General features: G+C 69.7%; 21 protein-coding genes. 7 read left to right on the top strand and 14 right to left on the bottom strand.

What is annotated here, in order from left to right:
- Positions 1–37 precede the first annotated feature (37 nt).
- The 6 genes from coaE to rho form a co-directional block, all read right to left on the bottom strand.
- On the bottom strand, positions 38–646 hold the full coding sequence (coaE, locus tag J4O73_RS03380; RefSeq protein ID WP_426214550.1) for a dephospho-CoA kinase: 609 nt from the start codon (positions 644–646) through the stop codon (positions 38–40).
- Positions 643–1,473 (bottom strand): shikimate dehydrogenase, encoded by an 831-nt coding sequence (locus J4O73_RS03375; RefSeq protein WP_426214548.1) that lies wholly within the window; start codon positions 1,471–1,473, stop codon positions 643–645. Before J4O73_RS03375 ends, coaE begins: the two co-directional genes overlap by 4 nt.
- A complete protein-coding gene (locus J4O73_RS03370; RefSeq protein WP_426214546.1) occupies positions 1,470–2,438 on the bottom strand; it encodes a cation diffusion facilitator family transporter in 969 nt (322 codons plus the stop codon). Before J4O73_RS03370 ends, J4O73_RS03375 begins: the two co-directional genes overlap by 4 nt.
- Positions 2,439–2,453: 15 nt before the next feature.
- Entirely contained in the window at positions 2,454–3,065 is a 612-nt protein-coding gene (locus J4O73_RS03365; RefSeq protein WP_426214544.1) for a Maf family protein, read from the bottom strand.
- A 158-nt stretch (positions 3,066–3,223) separates the two neighbouring features.
- Positions 3,224–3,859: a PAS domain-containing protein gene (locus J4O73_RS03360; protein ID WP_426214542.1), complete on the bottom strand. Its 636-nt coding sequence runs from the start codon at positions 3,857–3,859 to the stop codon at positions 3,224–3,226.
- Positions 3,860–3,948: 89 nt separating this feature from the next.
- Entirely contained in the window at positions 3,949–5,292 is a 1,344-nt protein-coding gene (gene rho / locus J4O73_RS03355; protein ID WP_426214540.1) for a transcription termination factor Rho, read from the bottom strand.
- A gap of 382 nt (positions 5,293–5,674) precedes the next feature.
- On the opposite strand from rho, the gene J4O73_RS03350 reads away from it, so the two are divergent.
- From J4O73_RS03350 to thiL, 6 genes are all read left to right on the top strand, one after another.
- Positions 5,675–6,178 carry a DUF3429 domain-containing protein gene (locus tag J4O73_RS03350; protein WP_426214538.1) on the top strand — a complete coding sequence of 168 codons (504 nt, stop codon included), beginning with the start codon at positions 5,675–5,677 and terminating at the stop codon, positions 6,176–6,178.
- Positions 6,179–6,305: 127 nt separating this feature from the next.
- Complete coding sequence (gene hisS, locus J4O73_RS03345) at positions 6,306–7,841, top strand: histidine--tRNA ligase (RefSeq protein WP_426214536.1); 1,536 nt, start codon at positions 6,306–6,308, stop codon at positions 7,839–7,841.
- A gap of 115 nt (positions 7,842–7,956) precedes the next feature.
- Positions 7,957–8,523 carry a carboxymuconolactone decarboxylase family protein gene (locus J4O73_RS03340; protein WP_426214534.1) on the top strand — a complete coding sequence of 189 codons (567 nt, stop codon included), beginning with the start codon at positions 7,957–7,959 and terminating at the stop codon, positions 8,521–8,523.
- 89 nt (positions 8,524–8,612) lie between these two features.
- The gene (ribH, locus tag J4O73_RS03335; RefSeq protein WP_426214533.1) at positions 8,613–9,095 is read left to right on the top strand and encodes a 6,7-dimethyl-8-ribityllumazine synthase; all 483 of its coding nucleotides are present in this window, start codon (positions 8,613–8,615) and stop codon (positions 9,093–9,095) included.
- Between the two features lie 11 nt (positions 9,096–9,106).
- Complete coding sequence (nusB, locus tag J4O73_RS03330) at positions 9,107–9,652, top strand: transcription antitermination factor NusB (RefSeq protein WP_426214532.1); 546 nt, start codon at positions 9,107–9,109, stop codon at positions 9,650–9,652.
- A complete protein-coding gene (thiL, locus tag J4O73_RS03325) occupies positions 9,649–10,647 on the top strand; it encodes a thiamine-phosphate kinase (protein ID WP_426214902.1) in 999 nt (332 codons plus the stop codon). Before nusB ends, thiL begins: the two co-directional genes overlap by 4 nt.
- A gap of 17 nt (positions 10,648–10,664) precedes the next feature.
- On the opposite strand, the gene J4O73_RS03320 is transcribed toward thiL, so the two are convergent.
- The 8 genes from J4O73_RS03320 to J4O73_RS03285 form a co-directional block, all read right to left on the bottom strand.
- Positions 10,665–12,026: a sigma-54 interaction domain-containing protein gene (locus J4O73_RS03320; RefSeq protein ID WP_426214530.1), complete on the bottom strand. Its 1,362-nt coding sequence runs from the start codon at positions 12,024–12,026 to the stop codon at positions 10,665–10,667.
- Between the two features lie 138 nt (positions 12,027–12,164).
- A complete protein-coding gene (fliN, locus tag J4O73_RS03315; protein ID WP_426214528.1) occupies positions 12,165–12,497 on the bottom strand; it encodes a flagellar motor switch protein FliN in 333 nt (110 codons plus the stop codon).
- A gap of 12 nt (positions 12,498–12,509) precedes the next feature.
- Entirely contained in the window at positions 12,510–13,115 is a 606-nt protein-coding gene (locus J4O73_RS03310) for a FliH/SctL family protein (RefSeq protein WP_426214526.1), read from the bottom strand.
- Positions 13,112–14,164, bottom strand: a complete 1,053-nt coding sequence (locus tag J4O73_RS03305; protein ID WP_426214524.1) for a flagellar motor switch protein FliG — start codon at positions 14,162–14,164, stop codon at positions 13,112–13,114. Before J4O73_RS03305 ends, J4O73_RS03310 begins: the two co-directional genes overlap by 4 nt.
- 20 nt (positions 14,165–14,184) lie before the next feature.
- Entirely contained in the window at positions 14,185–15,831 is a 1,647-nt protein-coding gene (gene fliF / locus J4O73_RS03300; RefSeq protein WP_426214522.1) for a flagellar basal-body MS-ring/collar protein FliF, read from the bottom strand.
- A gap of 204 nt (positions 15,832–16,035) precedes the next feature.
- Complete coding sequence (locus J4O73_RS03295) at positions 16,036–16,311, bottom strand: DUF1153 domain-containing protein (RefSeq protein WP_238204121.1); 276 nt, start codon at positions 16,309–16,311, stop codon at positions 16,036–16,038.
- A gap of 91 nt (positions 16,312–16,402) precedes the next feature.
- A complete protein-coding gene (locus tag J4O73_RS03290; RefSeq protein WP_426214520.1) occupies positions 16,403–17,086 on the bottom strand; it encodes a flagellar hook assembly protein FlgD in 684 nt (227 codons plus the stop codon).
- A gap of 48 nt (positions 17,087–17,134) precedes the next feature.
- Entirely contained in the window at positions 17,135–18,391 is a 1,257-nt protein-coding gene (locus tag J4O73_RS03285; protein WP_426214519.1) for a flagellar hook-length control protein FliK, read from the bottom strand.
- A 241-nt stretch (positions 18,392–18,632) separates the two neighbouring features.
- On the opposite strand from J4O73_RS03285, the gene mnmA reads away from it, so the two are divergent.
- Positions 18,633–19,784 (top strand): tRNA 2-thiouridine(34) synthase MnmA, encoded by a 1,152-nt coding sequence (mnmA, locus tag J4O73_RS03280; protein ID WP_426214517.1) that lies wholly within the window; start codon positions 18,633–18,635, stop codon positions 19,782–19,784.
- Positions 19,785–19,788 lie beyond the last annotated feature (4 nt).

Genomic DNA, 19,788 nt, shown 5'->3' with positions numbered 1-19,788 from the left:
GAGGCGGTGGACCCTCGCGACCTTTCCAGTCAGGCCCTCAGGCGCCGGTCAGCGCCGCGACGATGCGGGCCACGTCGGCCTCGGCGGCTGCGAAGCCGCGTCCGGTGTCGATGACGTAATCCGCCCGCGCCCGCTTCTCGGCGTCGGGCATCTGCTTGGCGAGGATCGCCGCGAAGGTCGCTTCGGTCATGCCGGGCCGGGCCAGGACGCGCTCGCGCTGGATCTCGGCCGGGGCGCTCACCACGGCCACCGCGTCGCAGCGTGCCTCGCCCCCGGTCTCATAGAGGAGCGGAATGTCGAGAAGGGCGAGTGGCGCCTTGGCATGGCGGGCGAGGAAGGCATCGGCCTCGGCCCGCACCAGGGGGTGGACGAGGGCTTCGAGCCGGGCGAGCCGGGTGGGGTCGCCCAACACCGCCGCCCGCAGGGCCGTCCGGTCGACGCCGCCCGCCGCATCGAGCACGCCGGGGAATTCCCGGCCGATGGCCTCGGCCGCCGCACCACCGGGCCCATACAGGGCATGCACCGCCGCATCGGCATCGTGCACCGGGACGCCGAGCTTGGCGAACATCGCGGCGGTGGCGGATTTGCCCATCCCGATCGAGCCGGTGAGTCCGAGGACGAAGGGGCGACCGCGCCCGGTGCTCACGTCACGAGATCCGCGACGATCCGGTCGCGCAGGGCCGCCGTCACCTCCGGGCGCACGCCGAACCATGCGGCAAAGCCTGGGACCGCCTGATGCAGCAGCATGCCGAGCCCATCGACCGCAGCGAGACCTCGTCGCCGGGCAGCGGCGAGGAGATCCGTTTCCAGGGGCGCGTAGACGATGTCCGCGACGGCCGCCCCGGCCGGAAGGGGGGCAAGATCGAGGGCGAGAGGCGGCTGGCCCTTCATGCCGAGAGACGTGGTGTTCACGAGAAGCCCCGCCCGCTCCAATGCGGGGGACAGGTCGTCCCAGGCCAGCGGCTCGGCCACGCCCGGCGCCAGGGCGGCGACGGCCGCAGCGCGCTCGGGCGTGCGGTTCGCCACACGGATGCGGGCCACGCCCCGCTCCGCCAGCCCGACCACGATGGCCCGCGCGGCGCCGCCCGCGCCAAGGATCACCGCCTCGCCCCGCTCCGGCCATTCCGCCCCGAGGCTGTGGTCGAGATGGGCGCAGAAGCCCGGAGCATCGGTGTTGTCGCCGTGGACACGACCGTCCTCTTCGACGATCAGGGTGTTCACCGCGCCGATCTTTTCGGCGCGAGGCGTCAGCGTGTCGGCCAGCGCGAAGGCCGCCTCCTTGTGCGGGATGGTGACGTTTCCGCCCCTGAAACCCGATTCGCGGAGCCCACGCAGGAAGGCCGGGAAATCGGCGGGCGCCACATCGATCCGCTCGTACGAGCCCGCGATGCCGTGCTCGGCCAGCCAATGCCCGTGAATCAGCGGCGAGCGCGAATGGGCGATGGGATGCCCGGTGACGAAGGCCTTGATCATGCGGCACACGCTCCGGCAAGGCGGCAATCGGGGCCGCCCGCCTCCTCGATCTGCAGGGTGGCGTGGCCGATGCCGAACCGCTCGCGCAGACCCTCGCAGGTCTCCACGAGGAAGCCGTTGCCCGGGTGGCCCTGCACCATCACCAGATGGGCGGTCAGTGCCACGCTCGTCGTGCTCATCGGCCAGATATGAAGGTCGTGGAGGTCGGCGACGCCCGGCCTCTCGCGCAGGAACCCCTCGACGGCCTGAGGCGAGATCTGCGGCGGCACGGCGTCGAGGGACATGGCCACGCTATCGCGCAGCAGGCCCCAGGTCGCCCACACGACGAGCGCCGCCACCACGAGGCTCACCGCCGGGTCGATCCAGGCGAGACCCGTCGCCCAGATGACGAGGCCCGCCACCACCACGCCTGCCGACACCGCCGCGTCGGCCGCCATATGCAGAAAGGCGCCCCGAATGTTGATGTCGTCCTTGGCCCCGCTGACGAACAGCCACGCGGTCAGTCCGTTCACGAGGATGCCGATGGCGGCGACCACCATCACCGTCACCCCCGCCACCGGCTCCGGATGGATGAGGCGCAGGATCGCCTCCCAGATCACCGCGCCCATGGCGATCAGCAGGAACACCGCGTTGAACAGGGCCGCCAGGATCGAGGAGCCCCGCATTCCATAGGTGAAACGCGCCGTCCGCTGGCGGCGGACCAGCACCGAGGCGATCCAGGCGGCCAGAAGGCCGAGCACGTCCGACAGATTGTGTCCGGCATCCGCCACGAGCGACATGGCGTTGGCGGCGTAGCCGTAGCCCGCCTCCACCACCACGAAGATCGTATTCAGCGCGATGCCGAGGGCGAAGGCCGTGCCGAAATGCTTCGGCGCATGGGAATGGCCACCGCCGCCATGCCCCGCGTGGGAATGGCTGCCGTGGCTGTGGCCGTGGCTTCTATGGGAATGGTCGTGTCCGGCCACGGGCAAACCTTCGCGCTAGAACCTCAGGAGACCGGCAGCTCGCAGCCGGGCCAGCAGCGGCAGGAGCGGCAGGCCGAGCACCGTGCTGTGATCGCCCTCGACAGTCTCGAACAGATGGATACCCGGCCCTTCCAACTGATACCCGCCGACGCACGCGCACACGCGGGCCTCGCCGGCACAGGCGAGGTAGGTCGCAATGCCCTCCTCTGCGAGGGGGCGCATCGTCAGTCGCGCCGTCTCCACGAAGAGCTCCGTCGATCCGTTGCGGACCAGGGCGACGGCGGAATGCAACGCGTGGGTGCGGCCGGCGAGCCGGGCGAGGTGATCGCGCGCCGCCCCGAGATTCGTGGGCTTGTGGAAGATCGTGCCGTCGAGGGCGAGCACCTGATCGGCGCCGACCACCACCCGGCCGGGATGACGGGCGGCGACGGCCTCGGCCTTGGCGCGGGCGAGGGCACCCGCCAACTCCTCCGGGGACAGGGCACCTGCTGAGGCCTCGATCGCGCGCTCGTCCACGCCGGGCGATTCGGTCTCGACGGGCAAGGCCGCGCTTTCGAGGAGAAGCCGCCGCGTGGCGCTGGTCGAGGCGAGGAGGAGCGGCGCCGGGCCGAGCCAGGGGGAGGTCATCGCCCCAGTGTCACGGAACGCTTCGGCCCCGCAAGGGGCTGGGTTTCGCGTGCGACGGGCCCCACCGCCGGCTTCGAACCGGGCAGCGGGGCTGTCGCTGGGGCCGCTACGCCACTTGGCCCCTGCGGAAACCTTGGCAGAAATCGGTTAGCCGAACGTCAACGCGAGCCGCGAGACAGGCCGGGAACCGCTTTGTCGCTGATCACGTGGCGTTCGGCGATGGCGGTGTTGATCTCCCAGAGAAGCAGGTCCGCGGCAAGACGCAATGCGCCGTGACCGGTCCGGCCCAGGGTCTTGCGAAGCTCGACGGCGAGCTCCGCTGCTTCCCCCAACGGGTCGGAGGCCGGAGCAAGTGCCGCCACGGGCGGTGGCCGCACCGTCACGGCCGCGGATTGGCTGGGAATGGGACCGGACCACGCATGGATATCCGTGACGTCGACCAGGACGCCCCGGCCGGTCATCACACCACCTGTGCCCAGCGCGTACTGGCCGCGGCACTGGATCCACCGGATCTCGCCGTCCGCGTCGATGACCCGGAACTCGCTCAGGAAGGGGCCGCCACTGCGTGTGACGTCCAGGTGGATCTCGCGCATCTGGTCGCGATCCTCCTCCTGGAGATGGCGCATCGCCTCCTCCAGATGAACCGGACGATCAGGGCTGTGGCCCTCGACCTTCAGCATTGCGGCGGCATGCCGGTCGAGCGAGGCGAGGCTCGTGCTCGCATCGACCTGCCACATACCCACTGTGCCGGTGGCAGGCGGCGCTTCAGTCCGTTGGCCCAAACGAGACCCCATCAACGCCTCCGGAGGGCCGCAGCATATGATGGGTATTTAGCGGGTCCCGCGCGCCAGACAAGCGGCCCAAGCCAAGCTTCACATCAAATTTAGGTATTCATCGAATCGAAGAAATCAGTGTTCGTTTTTGTCTGGCGCAGCTTATCCAGCAAGAATTCGATCGCGTCGGTCACGCCCATCGGGTTGAGGATACGGCGGAGCACATAAGTCTTCTTGAGAGAATCCGGCGGAACGAGAAGTTCTTCCTTGCGGGTACCCGAGCGGGTGATGTCGATCGCGGGGAAGATTCTTTTGTCGGAAACCTTACGGTCGAGGATGATTTCTGAGTTGCCGGTGCCCTTGAACTCTTCGAAGATCACCTCGTCCATGCGCGAGCCGGTGTCGATCAACGCGGTGGCGATGATGGACAGCGAGCCGCCCTCTTCGATGTTGCGAGCCGCGCCGAAGAAGCGCTTCGGCCGCTGCAGGGCGTTGGCATCCACACCACCGGTCAGCACCTTGCCGGAGGACGGCACCACCGTGTTGTAGGCGCGGCCGAGTCGGGTGATCGAATCGAGCAGGATGACCACGTCGCGGCCATGCTCCACGAGGCGCTTGGCCTTCTCGATCACCATCTCCGCGACCTGCACGTGGCGGGTCGCCGGCTCGTCGAAGGTGGAGGCGATGACCTCGCCCTTCACCGAGCGCTGCATGTCGGTCACTTCCTCCGGGCGCTCGTCGATGAGCAGCACGATGAGGTAGCACTCGGGGTGGTTGAGGGTGATCGACTGCGCGATGTTCTGCATCAACACGGTCTTACCCGTGCGCGGCGGCGCCACGATCAGGGCGCGCTGGCCCTTACCGATCGGGGCCACGATGTCGATGATGCGGGGTGAGAAGTCCTTCTTGATCGGGTTGTCCAGTTCGAGCTTGAACCGCTTCGTGGGGAAGAGCGGCGTCAGATTGTCGAAATGGACCTTGTGCTTGATCTTCTCGGGGTTCTCGAAATTGATCGTGTTGACCTTGAGCAGCGCGAAGTAGCGCTCGCCGTCCTTGGGTCCGCGAATCGGCCCCTCGACGGTGTCGCCGGTCCGCAGGCCGAAGCGGCGGATCTGGGTCGGCGAGATGTAGATGTCGTCCGGCCCCGGCAGGTAGTTCGAATCACTGGAGCGCAGGAAGCCGAAGCCGTCCTGCAGCACCTCGACCGTGCCGGCGCCGATGATCTCGACATCCTTGGAAGCGAGCTGCTTCAGGATGGCGAACATCAACTCCTGCTTGCGCATGGTCGACGCGTTCTCGACCTCGACCTCTTCGGCGAAGGCGGTGAGTTCGGTCGGCGTCTTGGCCTTCAGCTCGGAGAGCTTCACTTCGCGCATGCCGGCGAGGGCTGCGACGGTGGTCTCGGCCGGTTCAACGGTCTCGAGATCGGTCAGGGCGTCGGAGTCTGGCGTCATGGAATGTCTTGGACCGACGAAGGGACGGGACAGGGAGGTCGGTTTCGCGCCAAACGCCCGGGGAGGGGCGCCGGAGGGCGGGCCGCACCGCGGCGTGTAGCCCGTACATCGACTTTGGCGAACCGTCTTGGCAGGACCCTGCGGGCTCACGGGCGCGCTGCGGCGCAGACCTTGTGAGGAGGGCAGAGCCTGCATAGCCCGTTTCGCGCGGGGGCTCAAGGGCCTATTGGACATCGCGCGCGATCGCGAGGAGAGATGCGCGGCGTGGAGATTCGGAACCGGCCCGGCGCCGGCCCGTTCCCCCTCCCGTTCACCGCGCCGCAGCGAAGTCACCGCGCGGCCCGCCACCGCAGAGGGGCGGGAACTGGAAAGACGCGTTCCGATGCTCGAAGACACCACCGGCCGTACGATCGTCGCCCACGAGTCACGCCGGATTCCCTGGCTCGACCTCGTGTTCGGCTTCGGCCCGATGGTGCCGATCGCCGTGGGCGCCGCCGCCGCGTGGTATCTCCAGGGACAGCCCCTCGACTATCTCGTGATCCTCGTCACCCTTCTCTACTCTGCCTCGATCCTGTGTTTCCTGGCGGGCGTCCACCGGGGCGTCAGCTTCCGCACCGAGGGCGGCCCGCGCCTGTCGCAGATGGTGACGATGCTCGTCCTTTACGGGCTCGGCCTCGGCAGCCTGATCACGGTGGTGACCGGTAAGATCGTGTTCGGCCTGTCCATGCTGATTCTCGGCTACGCGCTCGTGGCGGTGCTCGACCCGCTGGAGGCGCGCAGCGGTGCCGTGCCCCTGGCCCATGCCCGCCTGCGGCCGATCCAGATGCCGATCGCGGTGATCAGCCTCGCCGTGGTGATGTGGATCCAGCTCAACGCTCCCTACTGAGCCGCGGCGCTTGGCTGAGCTGCGGCGCTTGGCTGAGCTGCGGCGCTTGCCGCTTCCCGACCGCCTGCGCTAGAGCCCGGCGCGAGAGGTGCCTCGGCGGCGCCGCAGGAAGCGAACGATCACAGCCATGTCCAAGGCCGAGAGCAGGGCCGACACCCTCAAGCCCCGCCTGCCGCGGGGCTTCGTCGACCGGCGCGCGGGCGAGATCGCCGCGCAGGCGCGGATGCTGGAAACGATCCGCACCAGCTTCGAGCTCTACGGCTTCGAGGCGCTGGAGACGCCCTTCGTCGAATACACCGAGGCGCTCGGCAAGTTCCTGCCCGATCTCGACCGGCCGAATGCAGGCGTCTTCTCGTTCCAAGACGATGACGAGGCGTGGCTGTCGCTCCGCTACGACCTGACCGCGCCGCTGGCGCGCTTCGTGGCCGAGAATTTCGATTCGCTGCCCAAGCCCTATCGCAGCTTCCGCAACGGCTACGTCTTCCGCAACGAGAAGCCGGGGCCGGGCCGCTTCCGCCAGTTCATGCAGTTCGACGCCGATATCGTCGGCGCGCCGACGGTGGCGGGCGATGCCGAGATCTGCATGCTGATGGCCGATACCTTGAACCGTCTCGGCCTCGCCGGGCAGTTCGTGGTGAAGGTCAACAACCGCAAGGTGCTCGATGGCGTGATGGAGGCCGCCGGCCTCGCCGGGACGGACAAGGCCGCCCAGCGCCTCACCGTCCTGCGCGCCATCGACAAGCTCGACCGCCTCGGCGTCGACGGTGTGCGCGATCTGCTCGGCGCGGGCCGCAAGGACGAGAGCGGCGACTACACCAAGGGCGCGGGCCTCGCGCCGGAGGCGGCCGAGCGCATCCTGGCCTACGTGTCGCTCCAGGCCGATCCGGGCGAAGGCGCCGATCGGGTGGCCTTCTGGGAGGCGTTCTTCGAGGGCTGGCACGCGGCGGTCGGCGATTCCGAGACCGGCCGCGAGGGCATCGCCGAATTGCACGCGATGATGCGCCTCTGCGGCGCGGCAGGCTACGGCCACGACGTGATCCGCGCCGATCCGAGCGTGGTGCGTGGCCTCGAATACTATACCGGCCCGGTCTACGAGGCCGAGCTGACTTTCCCCGTCACCAACGAGGACGGGCAGGTGGTGCGCTTCGGTTCGGTGGCGGGCGGCGGGCGCTATGACGGGCTCGTCGGGCGGTTCCGCGCGGAGCCCGTTCCAGCGACCGGCTTCTCCATCGGCGTGTCGCGGCTGTTCTCGGCCCTCCAACTCGTGAAGAGTCCGCTGCTCAAGGGCGCCGAGGCGCCCGGCCCCGTGGTGGTCCTCGTCCTCGACCGGGAGAACATGGCCGATTACCAGCGCCTCGTGGCGGCCCTGCGGGCGGACGGCATCAAGGCCGAGCTCTATCTCGGCACCGCCGGCATGAAAGCCCAGATGAAGTACGCCGACCGCCGCAAGGCTCCGGTGGCGATCATCCAGGGCTCGAACGAGCGTCTGGCGGGCGAAGTTCAGATCAAGGACCTGATCGAGGGCGCCCGCGCCGCCGAGGGCATCGCCAGCAACGCCGAATGGAAGGCCGCCCGCCCGGCGCAATTCTCCTGCGCGGAGATGGATATGGTGGCCCAAGTGCGCGCCGTGCTGGCACGGCATTTTTCGGACGCGCGGGGGTAAGACCGTCACGCCGTCATCGCGAGCGTAGCGAAGCGACCCAGGGCAGCGGGCCGTTCGCGGAGGTGGCGTGTCTCTGGATTGCTTCACTGCGTTCGCAATGACGGAAAGGGCGAGGATGACGACCGACCGCATGCCGGAACTCTCGGCCGAAGCCCTGACCGACGCCCAGAAGGCCGCCGCCGAGACGTTCCTGGCTGAGCGCGGCGTGCCGGTCTTCGGGCCGTTCACGCCGTTGCTGCGCAGCCCGGACATGATGCAGTGCGCGAGCCGGATGGGGCTCTACCTCCGCTACAACAGCGTGCTGCCCCTGCGGATCAGCGAGTTCACGATCCTGATCGTCGCGCGGGAGTGGAGCCAGCAGGTGGAGTGGCACATCCACCATCCCATCGCCTTGAAGGCCGGCGTCGCGCCCGAGACCGCGCAGGCCCTTGCCGAGGGCCGCCGCCCGGCCACGATGAGCGAAGACGAGACGCTCGCCTACGAGTTCTCGATGGAGCTTCAGCGCTTCAAGGCGGTGAGCGATACGACCTACGCGGCCGTCGTGGCCCGCTTCGGGGAGCAGGGCGCGATCGATCTCACCGGCATCAATGGCTATTATGCGCTCCTGGCCATGACGATGAACGTCGCCCGCACCGCCCTGCCGGAGGGAGCGGCGCGGCCGCTGGCCCCCCTCACGCCGTAAACCATGACTTTGGCACATGGCCCCGCTTGTGGCGGCGCCCGCTTCGGTCTAACCCCCGCCATCCTTTTCCCTCCGGCCGGACGAGAGCCATGGTCGCCCAATCCCGCGCCGATGCGGCGCGCCGCCCTGCCGACCCGAGCGTCGCGGGAGCCCGTATCCTCGTCGTCGAGGCCCGCTACTACGATGGCCTCGCCGACGAGTTGCTGAAGGGCGCCCGCGCCGCCATCGAGGCGGCCGATGCGGTGGCCGAAGTGGTCACCGTGCCCGGCGCGCTCGAGATTCCCGCCGCCGTGGCGATCCTGTTCGAGACCGGCGCTTACGACGCCGTGGTGACGCTGGGCTGCGTGATCCGTGGCGAGACCGGTCATTACGACATCGTCGCGGGGGAGAGCGCCCGCGCCCTGATGGACCTGTCGGTGGAGCGTCACATCCCGCTCGGCAATGGCATCCTCACCGTGGAGAACGAGGAGCAGGCCTGGGCCCGCGCCCGCGTCTCCGAGATGGACAAGGGCGGCGGCGCGGCCGAGGCGGCCCTCGCGGTGCTGGCGATCAAACGGGCGGCGACGCGATGACGGAGAACCGCATGGCCGAAGGCCAGACCACCCAGGACGGTCAGACCGCGCCGGAGGAAAAATCCCCCGCGATCAACCCGCGCAGCGGCGCCCGGCTCGCCGTGGTGCAGGCGCTCTACGACATGGACATTTCCGGCAAGGGCGTCCTCGACGCGCTGGCCGAGTTCGAGGCTCACTGGATCGGCCGGGAGATCGATGGGATCGCCCATCCCCCCGCCGAGCCGGCCTTCTTTCGCGATCTGCTGCGCGGCGTCGTGGACGAGCAGCGCGCCATCGATCCGCAACTCGACAACGCGCTGAGCGAGGGCTGGCCCCTGCGGCGGATCGAGACCGTGCTCCGGGCGATCCTGCGCGCGGGCGCCTATGAGCTGATGTTCCGCCCGGACGTGCCCGCACGGGCGGCGATCTCGCAATATGTCGACGTCACGCACAGCTTCTACAGCGCCGACGAGCCGGGCCTCGTGAACGCGGTGCTCGACCGGGTCGCCCGTCAGGTCCGCCCGGCGGAGGTGGCCGAGCGCGCGGAAACCGGCAAGCCCGGCCCGAAGCGGGGCTGAGGGTGACGGGCGGGGCGCCGCGCCCGACCGAGGACGGGCTGATCGCCCGCTACTTCGCCCCCCTCGCCGGTCCCGGCGCGGACGGGATGCGCGACGACGCCGCCACCTTCACGCCCTCACCGGGCCACGACCTCGTCCTCACGGCAGATGCGGTGGTGGCGGGCGTCCATTACTTCCCCGACGATCCTCCCGCTTCCATCGCCCGCAAGGCCTTGGGGGTGAACCTGTCGGACATCGCCGCGAAGGGCGCGGTGCCGCGTGGCTTCCTGCTGACCCTGGCCCTGCCCGACGACTGGACCGAGGCGTGGCTTGCCGCCTTCACACAGGGCCTCGGCGAGGCCGCCTCCGCTTCGGGCTGCGCGCTGCTGGGGGGCGATACGGTGCGGTCCGGAGGGCCGGCGCTGATCGGCGTCACCGCCTTCGGAGAGCTTCCCTCGGGAACGATCGTTCGGCGGACCGAGGCGCGCATCGGCGACCGGCTCTGCGTCAGCGGCACGGTGGGCGATGGCGCCCTCGGCCTGCTCCTGCGACGGGATCCGGCCTGGGCTGCCGTGCTCGACGGGCCGATGCGCGCGCATCTCGCCGACCGCTACCTGCATCCGCGCCCGCGCCTGGCGCTGGCGCCGCTCCTGCGCCGCTTCGCGCGGGCCGCGATGGATGTGTCCGATGGCCTCGCGGGTGATCTCGCCAAGATGCTCGGCGGGGGCCGCAGCGCCCTGATCGACGTGCCCTCCGTGCCGCTCTCAGCCGCCGCCGCCGCCGCGCTCGGCGCGGATCCCGGTCTGATCGCTCCGATCCTGACGGGAGGCGACGATTACGAGATCCTCTGCGCGGTGCCGCCGGACGCCCTCGACGCGTTCCTGTCGGATGCTACGAGGACGGGCATTCCGGTGACCCCGATCGGCACGGTGACCGCAGGCGAAGCCCCCCCGGCCTTCGCCCTGGCCGACGGCACGCGCCACGTCTTCGCGGCGGGTTCGTTCAGCCATTTCTGAGGGGTGGGCTCGGCCGCTCACCCCATCGCCGCGCTCACCCGCGCGCTGCCGGGTTCGGCGACATCGAGGCCGGCGGCGACGTACTCGTTGAGCTTGTTGCGCAGGGTCCGGATCGAGATCCCGAGGATCTTGGCGGCATGGGTGCGGTTGCCGAGGCAATGGTCGAGGGTGTCGAGGATCAGGTCGCATTCGACCTGGGCCACGGTGCGCCCCACGAGCCCCCGCGTCACCACCTCGGCGGCCTGGGCCGCCCGGGCCGCCGGGCCCTCCGGCGAGAGGATGTCGCCGTCGGGCGTCAGCAGCGCTTCGGGGCCGATCTCGGGACCGGTGGCGAGCAGCACGGCCCGGTGGAGGGTGTTCTCCAACTCGCGGACGTTGCCGCGCCACGGGTTCTTCAGCATCAGCGATTGCGCCTGCGCCGAGAGCGGCCGGGCGGGCAGCCCGTTGGACTCGGCGTAGCGGCGGGCGAAATGCGCCGCGAGTTCCAGGATGTCGCCGGGCCGCTCGCGCAGCGGCGGAAGGCGCAGGGACACCACGTTCAACCGGTAGAGCAAATCCTCGCGGAAGGTGCCCTTGCGAACCTCCTCCGCGAGGTTGCGGTTCGAGGTGGCGAGCACGCGGATATCGACCTTGACCGGCGCGGTGCCGCCGACGCGGTCGATCACCCGCTCCTGAAGGGCGCGCAGCAGCTTGGCCTGCAACCGCACATCCATTTCAGAAATCTCGTCGAGGAGCAGCGTGCCGCCATTGGCCTCCTCGAACCGGCCGATGCGCCGGGCGACGGCGCCGGTGAAGGCGCCCTTCTCGTGGCCGAACAGCTCCGATTCGAGCAACGCCTCGGGGATCGCGGCGCAGTTCACCGAGACGAAGGGCTTGGCCGAACGGTTCGACTTGGCGTGCAGGTAGCGGGCGAGCACCTCCTTGCCGGTGCCGCTCTCGCCGGTGATGAGCACGGAGGCCTCGGCGCGGGCCACCTGCTCGGCGAGGCGCACCACGCGCTCCATGGCCTGGTCGCGCCAGACGAAGGGGCTGCGGTCGGCGGCCACCGCCTCCAGCACCGCCGCGATCATCTCGGGGTCGGGGGGCAGGGGAATGTATTCCCGCGCGCCCGCCCGGATCGCCGCCACCGCCGCGTCGGCATTGGCGGAGACCCCGCAGGCGACGACCGGCGTGCGGATCCGCTCGGCCTCCAGCGCGCCGATCAGCCCCGCGATCGGCTGGCCGACATCGACCATGACGAGATCGGCGCCCTTGGCCCGCAGGACGGTGAGGCCTTGAGGCACGCCGTCCGCCTGGGTTACGGACGCGCCGCGCGACATCGCGATCTTGGACGCGGTGATCAACTCGCCGTTGAGCCGCCCGATCATCAGCAGCCGCATGGTCCCGGTCCTCTCACATGGTCAAAAATGGGGATCCCAAGGGACGAGTCCCTTAGTGGGGTCCAGGGGCGAAGCCCCTGGGATCGCAGGGCGCTGCCCTGCACCCGCCAGAGGGCTCAGCCCTCTGGACACCCCGGTTCATTCACCCTTGACGATTTCGGTCATCGTCACGCCCAGGCGGTCCTCGACGAGGACCACCTCGCCGCGCGCGACCAAGCGGTTGTTGACGTAGACATCGATGGCTTCGCCGACCTTGCGGTCGAGTTCCAGCACCGTGCCGGGACCGAGCCGCAGCAGGTCGCCGATCGGCATCCGCGCCGCGCCAAGAACGGCCGAGACCATCACCGGCACGTCGAACAGCTGTTCGAGGTCGGCGGCGCTCTTGGGCGTGGTCGGCGCGTCGCGGATCGATTCGGGGGCGAAGTCGGAATCGGTCTCGCCGAGCTGGGGCAGGTTGAAATCGTCGCTCATGGCACTGACCCGCTAGCTGAGGGATGCGAGGCCGAGGGCCTCGGCGACGGCGGCCTCGATGCGGGCGCGCTCGCGCACGACGCCGCCATCGGCCCATTCGATCCGGGCATCGCCCGGCACGGTCTCGGGGTCGCCCAGCACCACGAGGCGGCCCTCGTAGCCGCGCTCGCGGGCAAGGCGCTTCACCAGCGCCTCGGCATCCTCCACGAGGCTGTCGTGGACGCGCACGACGAGATGGGGCACCCCGCGCAGGTGTTGCAGGGCGTTGCGCGCGGCCTCTCCGATCCCGGCGAGCGGCTGCGCGTCGAGGGCGTCGCCCGCCACCTTGCGGGCGATCATGATGGCGAGTTCGACGGCCTGCGCCTCGCGCTCGGCGTCCCGCGCGTCCGAGGCGGCCAGCAGCCCCGAGGCGGAGAGGGCGAGGCGCGTCATCGCATCGGCGAGACGCGCCTGCATCTGGGCCTCGGCCTGAAGGCGGCCCTCCTGCACGCCGCGCGCGAACCCGGCCTGCTCGGCCTGGGCCGCGTCCTCGGCGGCGCGCGCTGCCTCGGCGCTCGGCTGCGGGCGGCGGAAATCGGTGTCGAACAGGAAGGGGGTCGTCCGGCGGGCGGGGCTCAATAGACCAGCTCCTCCTCGGCGCTGTTCTTGGCGATCATGATCTCGCCCTTCTCGGCGAGGTCCTTGGCCGTTTCGGTCATCTTGGCCTGTGCCTCATCGACCTCCTTGAGGCGCACGGGGCCGAGAGCCTGCATCTCGTCCGTCAGGTTCTTGGCGGCGCGGGTCGACATCTGGGCCAGGAAGAAGGCGCGGGTGCGCTCGTTGGCGCCCTTCAGGGCCCGGACCAGGGTTTCCGCTTCGACCTTACGCAGCAGGGTCTGGACGCTGGCCGGATCGAGCTTCAGCAGATCCTCGAAGGTGAACATGAGGTCGCGGATGCGCTTGGCCGAACCGCGATTCGCCTGATCGAGGGCGGCGAGGAAGCGGCCTTCCGTCTGCCGGTCGAAGGCGTTGAACACGTCGGCCATCATCTCGTGCGCGTCGCGCCGCTGGGTCTGGGCGATGGTCGAGACGAACTCGACGCGCAGCGTCTCCTCGATATGGCGCAGGGCCTCCTTCTGCACCGTCTCCATGCGCAGCATGCGGTTCAGCACGTCGATCGCGAATTCCTCGGGCAGGATCGTCAGCACCTTGGCGGCGTAATCCGCCCGCACCCGCGACAACACCACCGCGACGGTCTGCGGGTATTCGTTGCGCAGGAAGGAAGCCAGGATCTCGGGATCGACCTGGGCGATGGAGGCCCAGACCCGCTTGCCCGACGCGCCCTTGATCTCCGCCATGATCAGGGAGACCTGATCGCTCGGGAAGATCTTGAGGAGCAGCGCCTCGGTCCGCTCGAAGTTCGAGGAGATGCCGCCGCTGTTGCCGAGCTTCGTGACGAACTCGATGATGAGCTTCTCGACCGTCCGCGCTTCGAGGGCACCCAGCTGCACCATGGCGGCGGAGACCCTCTTGACCTCCTCCTCTTCGAGCGCCTGCCAGATGGGCGCGCCCTCCTCGTCTCCGAGCATCAGCAACAGCGCTGCGGCACGCTGCGGCCCGTCGAGCTGGACGAGTTCCGCGCCGCTGTTGCCGCCGCCGTTGTCCGGAAGGCCTATTCCTGCCGCCATGGCCTGTCTTCAGCTCCCGCTCAGTCTTCGTGGATCCAGGAGCGGAGCACCTCGACCGTCTCGGTCGGGCTCGCACGCACCATGTCCACCACCCGTTGCACCGTCTCGGCCTGCACCTGGCCGTTGATCTTGGCGAATTCCATCAGCCGCGCGGTGGGGCTGTCGCGATCCACCACCGTCACCGTGCCCCCGCCATTGCCCGCGAGCGTGATCGTCGCGCCGGGCGGCAGGCCTTCGATCATCGTCGGCGCCTTCGCGTCGGCCGCGTCGGCGGACGGAGCCAGCACCTGCCGCACCAGCGGACGGACCACGGTCAGCAGGACGATGAGGGTCAGGAGGGCGAGCACGCCGAGCTCGCCCATGCGCATCACGTCCTCCTTGGAGGGCGCGAGCAGCGATTGGATCAGCCCCGGCTCGTCGAACTGCGCCGGGCCCGCGGGCCCTTCGGCGAAGCGCAGGTTCACCACCTCGATCTGGTCGCCGCGCGCCTTGTCGAAGCCCACGGCGCTGCGCACCAGGGCCGCGATACGCTCGATCTCGGCGGGCTGGCGCGGGGCGTAGGCGGGCTTGCCGTCCGCGCCGGGGGAGTAAACGCCGTCCACCACCACCGCCACCGAGAGGCGCTTGATCCGGCCGCCCTCGGCCACCTCGGTCTTGGTGACGCGGGAGATCTCGTAGTTCGTCGTCTCCTCGTTCTTGTTGGTGGCGTCCTTCTGGGTCGGCGGCTTCTCGCCGCCATTGGCGCCCGGAAGCTCGTTGCCGACGGTGGTCGCGCCCTCGGCGCCGCCGGTCAGCGAGGATTCGGTCCGGGTCTGGCTGGAGCGCACCACCCGGCTCTCCGGGTCGAAGGTCTCGGACCGGCTCTCGATCCGGTTGAGGTCGAGTTCGGCGTTGACCTGGACCCGCGCCCGGCCGGGGCCGACGATTCCCGCCACCACGTCCTCGATCTGCGAGCGCAGGCGCCGTTCCAGGCCGACCTGCCGGTCTTCCATGGCGGCGACGCCCTCCTGATCGGCGCCCTTCGCACCGTCGGCCAGCAGGCGCCCGCGCTCGTCCACGATGGACACGCGGTCGGGCCGCAGCCCCTCCACCGCCGAGGCGGCGAGGTGGCGGATCGCCCGCACCTGCCCCGCATCGAGTTCGCCCATCAGCTTGAGCACGATGGCCGCCGAGGGTGCCTCGCGGTCGCGCTCGAACAGGCGCCGCTCCGGCAGGACGAGGTGGACGCGGGCCGCCTGGACCCGGCCGATCGCCCGAATCGAGCGGGCGAGCTCGCCTTCGAGCGCCCTCAGGTGATTCACGTTCTGCACGAAGTTGGTGGAGGAGAACGCGTCCCCCTTGTCGAAGATCTCGTAGCCGACCCCGCCCTGGGCCGGCAGGCCCTTGCCCGCGAGGTCCATGCGCAGGCGCGGCAGATCGGCGCGGGGCGCCATGATGGTCTGCCCTAGCTCTCCCCGGGTCTCGTAGCGGATGCCGCGCGCGTCGAGATCGCGGATCACCGCCGCCGAATCCTGCATCGACAGGTCGGAGAACAGCACGCCCATATCGGGCCGCGACACGCGCAGGATGAGGAAGGCGAAGAAGCCGATGAGCGTCAGCGTCACCGCCGCCATCGCGGCGAGCCGGGCCGGGCCGAGCTTCGTAACGAGATCGATGATCGGCTTCACGGGTGGGACGCTCGGGACGCGGGCGGCCCCGGATCGGGACCACTCGGCAGAAATTGCCCGGTTTGTGGTTAGCGACCCGTTAATGCCGACGCTCGAGGGCCGGACGCGTGAAAGCCGCGCCGGAGAATGTCCGGGCGCGGCTCTGGGCAGAACAGACGGTTGAAGCGGGCGGCTGCCGGGACCGGCGGGCACATCCCGCCCCGATCAGTGCCGGTAATGCTGGATGCGCGTGGTGCGCAGGCCGGCGAGGCCGTGCTGGTCGATGGAGAACTGCCAGCTCAGGAATTCTTCGGTGGTCAGCGTGTAGCGCTTGCACGCTTCTTCCAGGCTCAGCAGCCCGCCGCGGACGGCGGCCACGACCTCTGCCTTGCGGCGGATCACCCAACGCCGGGTGGTGGGCGGCGGCAAGTCCGCAATCGTCAGAGGACTGCCATCGGGCCCGATCACGTACTTCACTCTCGGGCGGTGGGGTTCTGTCATGATACGCTCTACACTCGACTAACCCGTCGAGGGATGAAGCTACTTGCGCTCACCTAAGAGATGGTGAAGCGGATCGCTCGGATGTGATTCGTTACGAGCTGCTTGTGGACAACCCGATCTGCTGGACGCTCGAAAGGGGAACTTTCTGCGTCCCGATCAGCAGCATGGGGCTATCTCCGCTGAGATCGACTTCCGTCACAGTGCCGGAGACGCTCGTATCCACGGCGACGTTGGAACCCGTCGCGTCGACCGCTGCGACCTTGATGCTATAGGTGCCGGCCGGCGCGGTAAGACCGGCCGAAGTCTTGCCGTTCCACGTGAAGGCCTGACTTCCGGCGGTGAGGGCGACGTTCTGCGTGGCGACCACGTTGCCTTTCGAATCGCTGATCGTGATCGCGGCCTTGGGCGCGGCGCGGGCGGGATCGAGGGTCCAGGTCGCCGAGCCCGACTGAAGCTGGGCCGACACGCCGTCGGTGGTCACCGTCTTGCCGATGTAGCTCGTGGCCGAGGCCGTGCTCGCCGATTTCGAGGCGGCGAGGATGCTGTCGAGCCGGTCGTTGGACTTCAATTGCTGTTCGACGCCCGCGAACTGCACCAGCTGCTGCGTGAACTGGTTGGTGTCCATCGGGTCGAGGGGGTTCTGGTTCTTGAGCTGCGTCGTGAGCAGCGTCAGGAACTGCGAGAAGTTGTTGGCGATGCCCGCCGCGCTCGATGACGAACTCGACGACGTCGTCGCGTTGCCGCTGTTCACGAGACTCGCGATGCCCGAGGTCATGGGGTGGTCTCCTGGATCGGATGAGAGGTGCGGACGCGATCCGCGCCCTTAGATGCGAATGTCGAGGCCGCCATAGCCGCGCAGCCTCTGGTAGGGTGCGGCATCGGCCGGGATGTCGGCACCCTCCGCCCCCCAGGGAGTCTGCGGACGGCCGTCGCCCCCCGCCTGTCCGTTCTGTCCGCCAGCTGTCCCGCCGCCGTCGCCGCGCAGGGACAGGTTGATGCCACTGGCGCTGGAATCGAGCCCGGCCTGGGCCAGGGCCTGCTGCAACTGGCCCGCATCGCGCTGGAGCAAGGCCAGCGTGTCGGGGCGATCGACCACGAGATGGGTCGCCACCGTGCCTTTGGCTTTGTCGATCTCGAGCTTCACGTCGATCCGGCCGAGTTCGATGGGATCGAGCCTGATCTGGAATTCGCTGGACCCGGCGAGCGAGCGCAGGCCGATGGTCATCGGCACCTGCCCGAGCGGCACCGGCGGCGGCGCGGGGGGCGCCGCCTGAGCGGCATGGATCTGCGCTGCGGGCGCCGTGGAGGTGGCCTGCGCGACGCCCTGCGTGGCGCCGCCCTGTGGCGCGGATGGTGCCGGGGCGTCCGCCTTGCCCGCATCCTGACCGGTCTGGGCCATGACGGCGAGGAACTCCTTCGCCTCAGCGCCCGCCTTGCCCTCGTAGCTGCCCTTGGCGGCGTCCGTTCCGCCGGGTCCGGCAGCTTGCGGAACCTCGGCGGCCTTCGCGGCGGTGCCCGCGACGGCCTCGGCCTGCTGGATGGCCGGATCGGTCCCGGAGGCGTCCGCCGCCGTCGGCGCGGTTTGAACCGGGCTGGCCTGGATCGGCAGGAAAGGGGTCGGCACGGGGGTGGCCACGGCCTCGCCTGCGACCGCTCCGCCCTTGCCGCCCTCCGCCTTCGCGGCTTCGCCCTTGGCTTGCGTTGCCGAGGCTGTCGTCTCGGTGTCCGAAGGGGTCTGGGCGGCCTTCGTATCGCTTGTTTTGCCGTCGTCCTTAGCCTGCGCCCTGTCCCGAAGGGATGTCGTATCGCCAGCATCGCGCGCGGCGCGGGGTCCGTCGTCGGTTGTGGCGCGAGGCTTCGGCTTGTCGCGGGTTTCGGTCGCCGGGCGATCCTGCGTGACCTCACGCCGCTCGGCCCTCGGCCGGTCCTCGACCCGTCGCGGCGCGACCGGATCCGGCTTGGAGAGCAGGGAATCGAAGCGCGAGGACTTCGAGTCAGCCGCGCGCCATGCTTCGGCCGGGCGACGGTCCTGCGAGCGCCACGCCGTCGTCTCCACCTTGTCCGTTGCGCCGAAAGCCATGCATCTGCTCCTCGGCAGCCATGGAGCAAGCGCCGAGCCAGTCCTCACGAATTGCTAAGCCACTGTTATCGCAAGATCTTTCTGGGAGAGGCCGCGGCTTCTCCCCGCCTGCGACGGCGGAACCTGCCGTCCGGGCGGCAGGATCTGCCGGGTGGCGGTTTTCAGCGGAGCCCGCAGCGGCTATAGACGCACCCGGCGGACCGGCTGCCTCGGGCGCTTGGCCGCCTGACATTGCCCCCGAATGAACGCCCTGGATCTTCCGAACCTTCCCCACGAGACGCGCATCGTCGTCGCCATGTCCGGCGGCGTGGATTCCAGCGTGGTCGCTGGGCTGCTCAAGCGGCAGGGGTTCGACGTGGTCGGCGTGACCCTCCAGCTCTACGACCACGGCGCGGCGACCCATCGGCGCGGCGCCTGCTGCGCGGGGCAGGACATCAACGATGCCCGCGCGGCGGCCGACCATCTCGGCATCCCCCATTACGTCCTCGATTACGAGGACCGCTTCCGCGACGCGGTGATCGACAAGTTCGCCGAGAGCTACCTCGCGGGCGAGACCCCGATCCCCTGCGTCGAATGCAACCGCACCGTGAAGTTCCGCGACCTGCTCGGGCTCGCGAAGGAACTCGGCGCGGATGCGCTGGCCACCGGCCATTACGTCGCGAGCCGGGCGCTGCCGGGGGGCGGACGGGCGCTGCACCGGGCGAAGGACCCGGCGCGCGACCAGAGCTACTTTCTCTACGCGACAACTCCCGAACAACTCGCCTTCCTGCGCTTTCCGCTGGGCGAACTGGGCAAGGACGAGACCCGCGCACTCGCCCGCGACCTCGGCCTCGCCATCTCGGAGAAGCCGGACAGCCAGGACATCTGCTTCGTGCCGCAAGGGCGCTACAGCGACGTGATCGCGCGGCTGCGCCCGGACGCTGCCCGCCCCGGCGAGATTGTGGATCTGTCCGGCCGCGCCCTCGGGCGCCACGAGGGCATCCTGCATTACACTGTGGGCCAGCGCCGCGGCCTCGGCCTTTCGGGGCGTGAGCCGCTCTACGTCGTGCGGTTGGAGCCGGATACCGCCCGCGTGGTGGTCGGCCCCCGTTCGGCGCTCGCCACCAGCCGTATCCGCCTCACCGAGTTGAACTGGCTCGGCGACGGGGACCGCGAGTCCGTCCGCGACCTGCCGGTGGCGGTGCGGGTGCGCTCCACCCGTCCGCCCCGGCCCGCGCTCCTCACCCTCGACGCCGAGGGGGCGGACATCGTGCTCGCGGAATCGGAGGATGGCGTGTCCCCCGGACAGGCCTGCGTCATCTACGACGACGACGATCCCCGCGCGCGGGTGCTCGGCGGCGGCACCATTCGCCGCGTCGATGCGTTCTCGGCCAAGCCGCTGGAAGCGGCCTAGCTTC

It is taken from the genome of Methylobacterium sp. NFXW15 (assembly GCF_049887755.1).
GTDB lineage: Bacteria > Pseudomonadota > Alphaproteobacteria > Rhizobiales > Beijerinckiaceae > Methylobacterium.
Note: the sequence above shows the minus strand (reverse complement) of the source record. Positions and strands in the feature narration are given on the sequence as shown.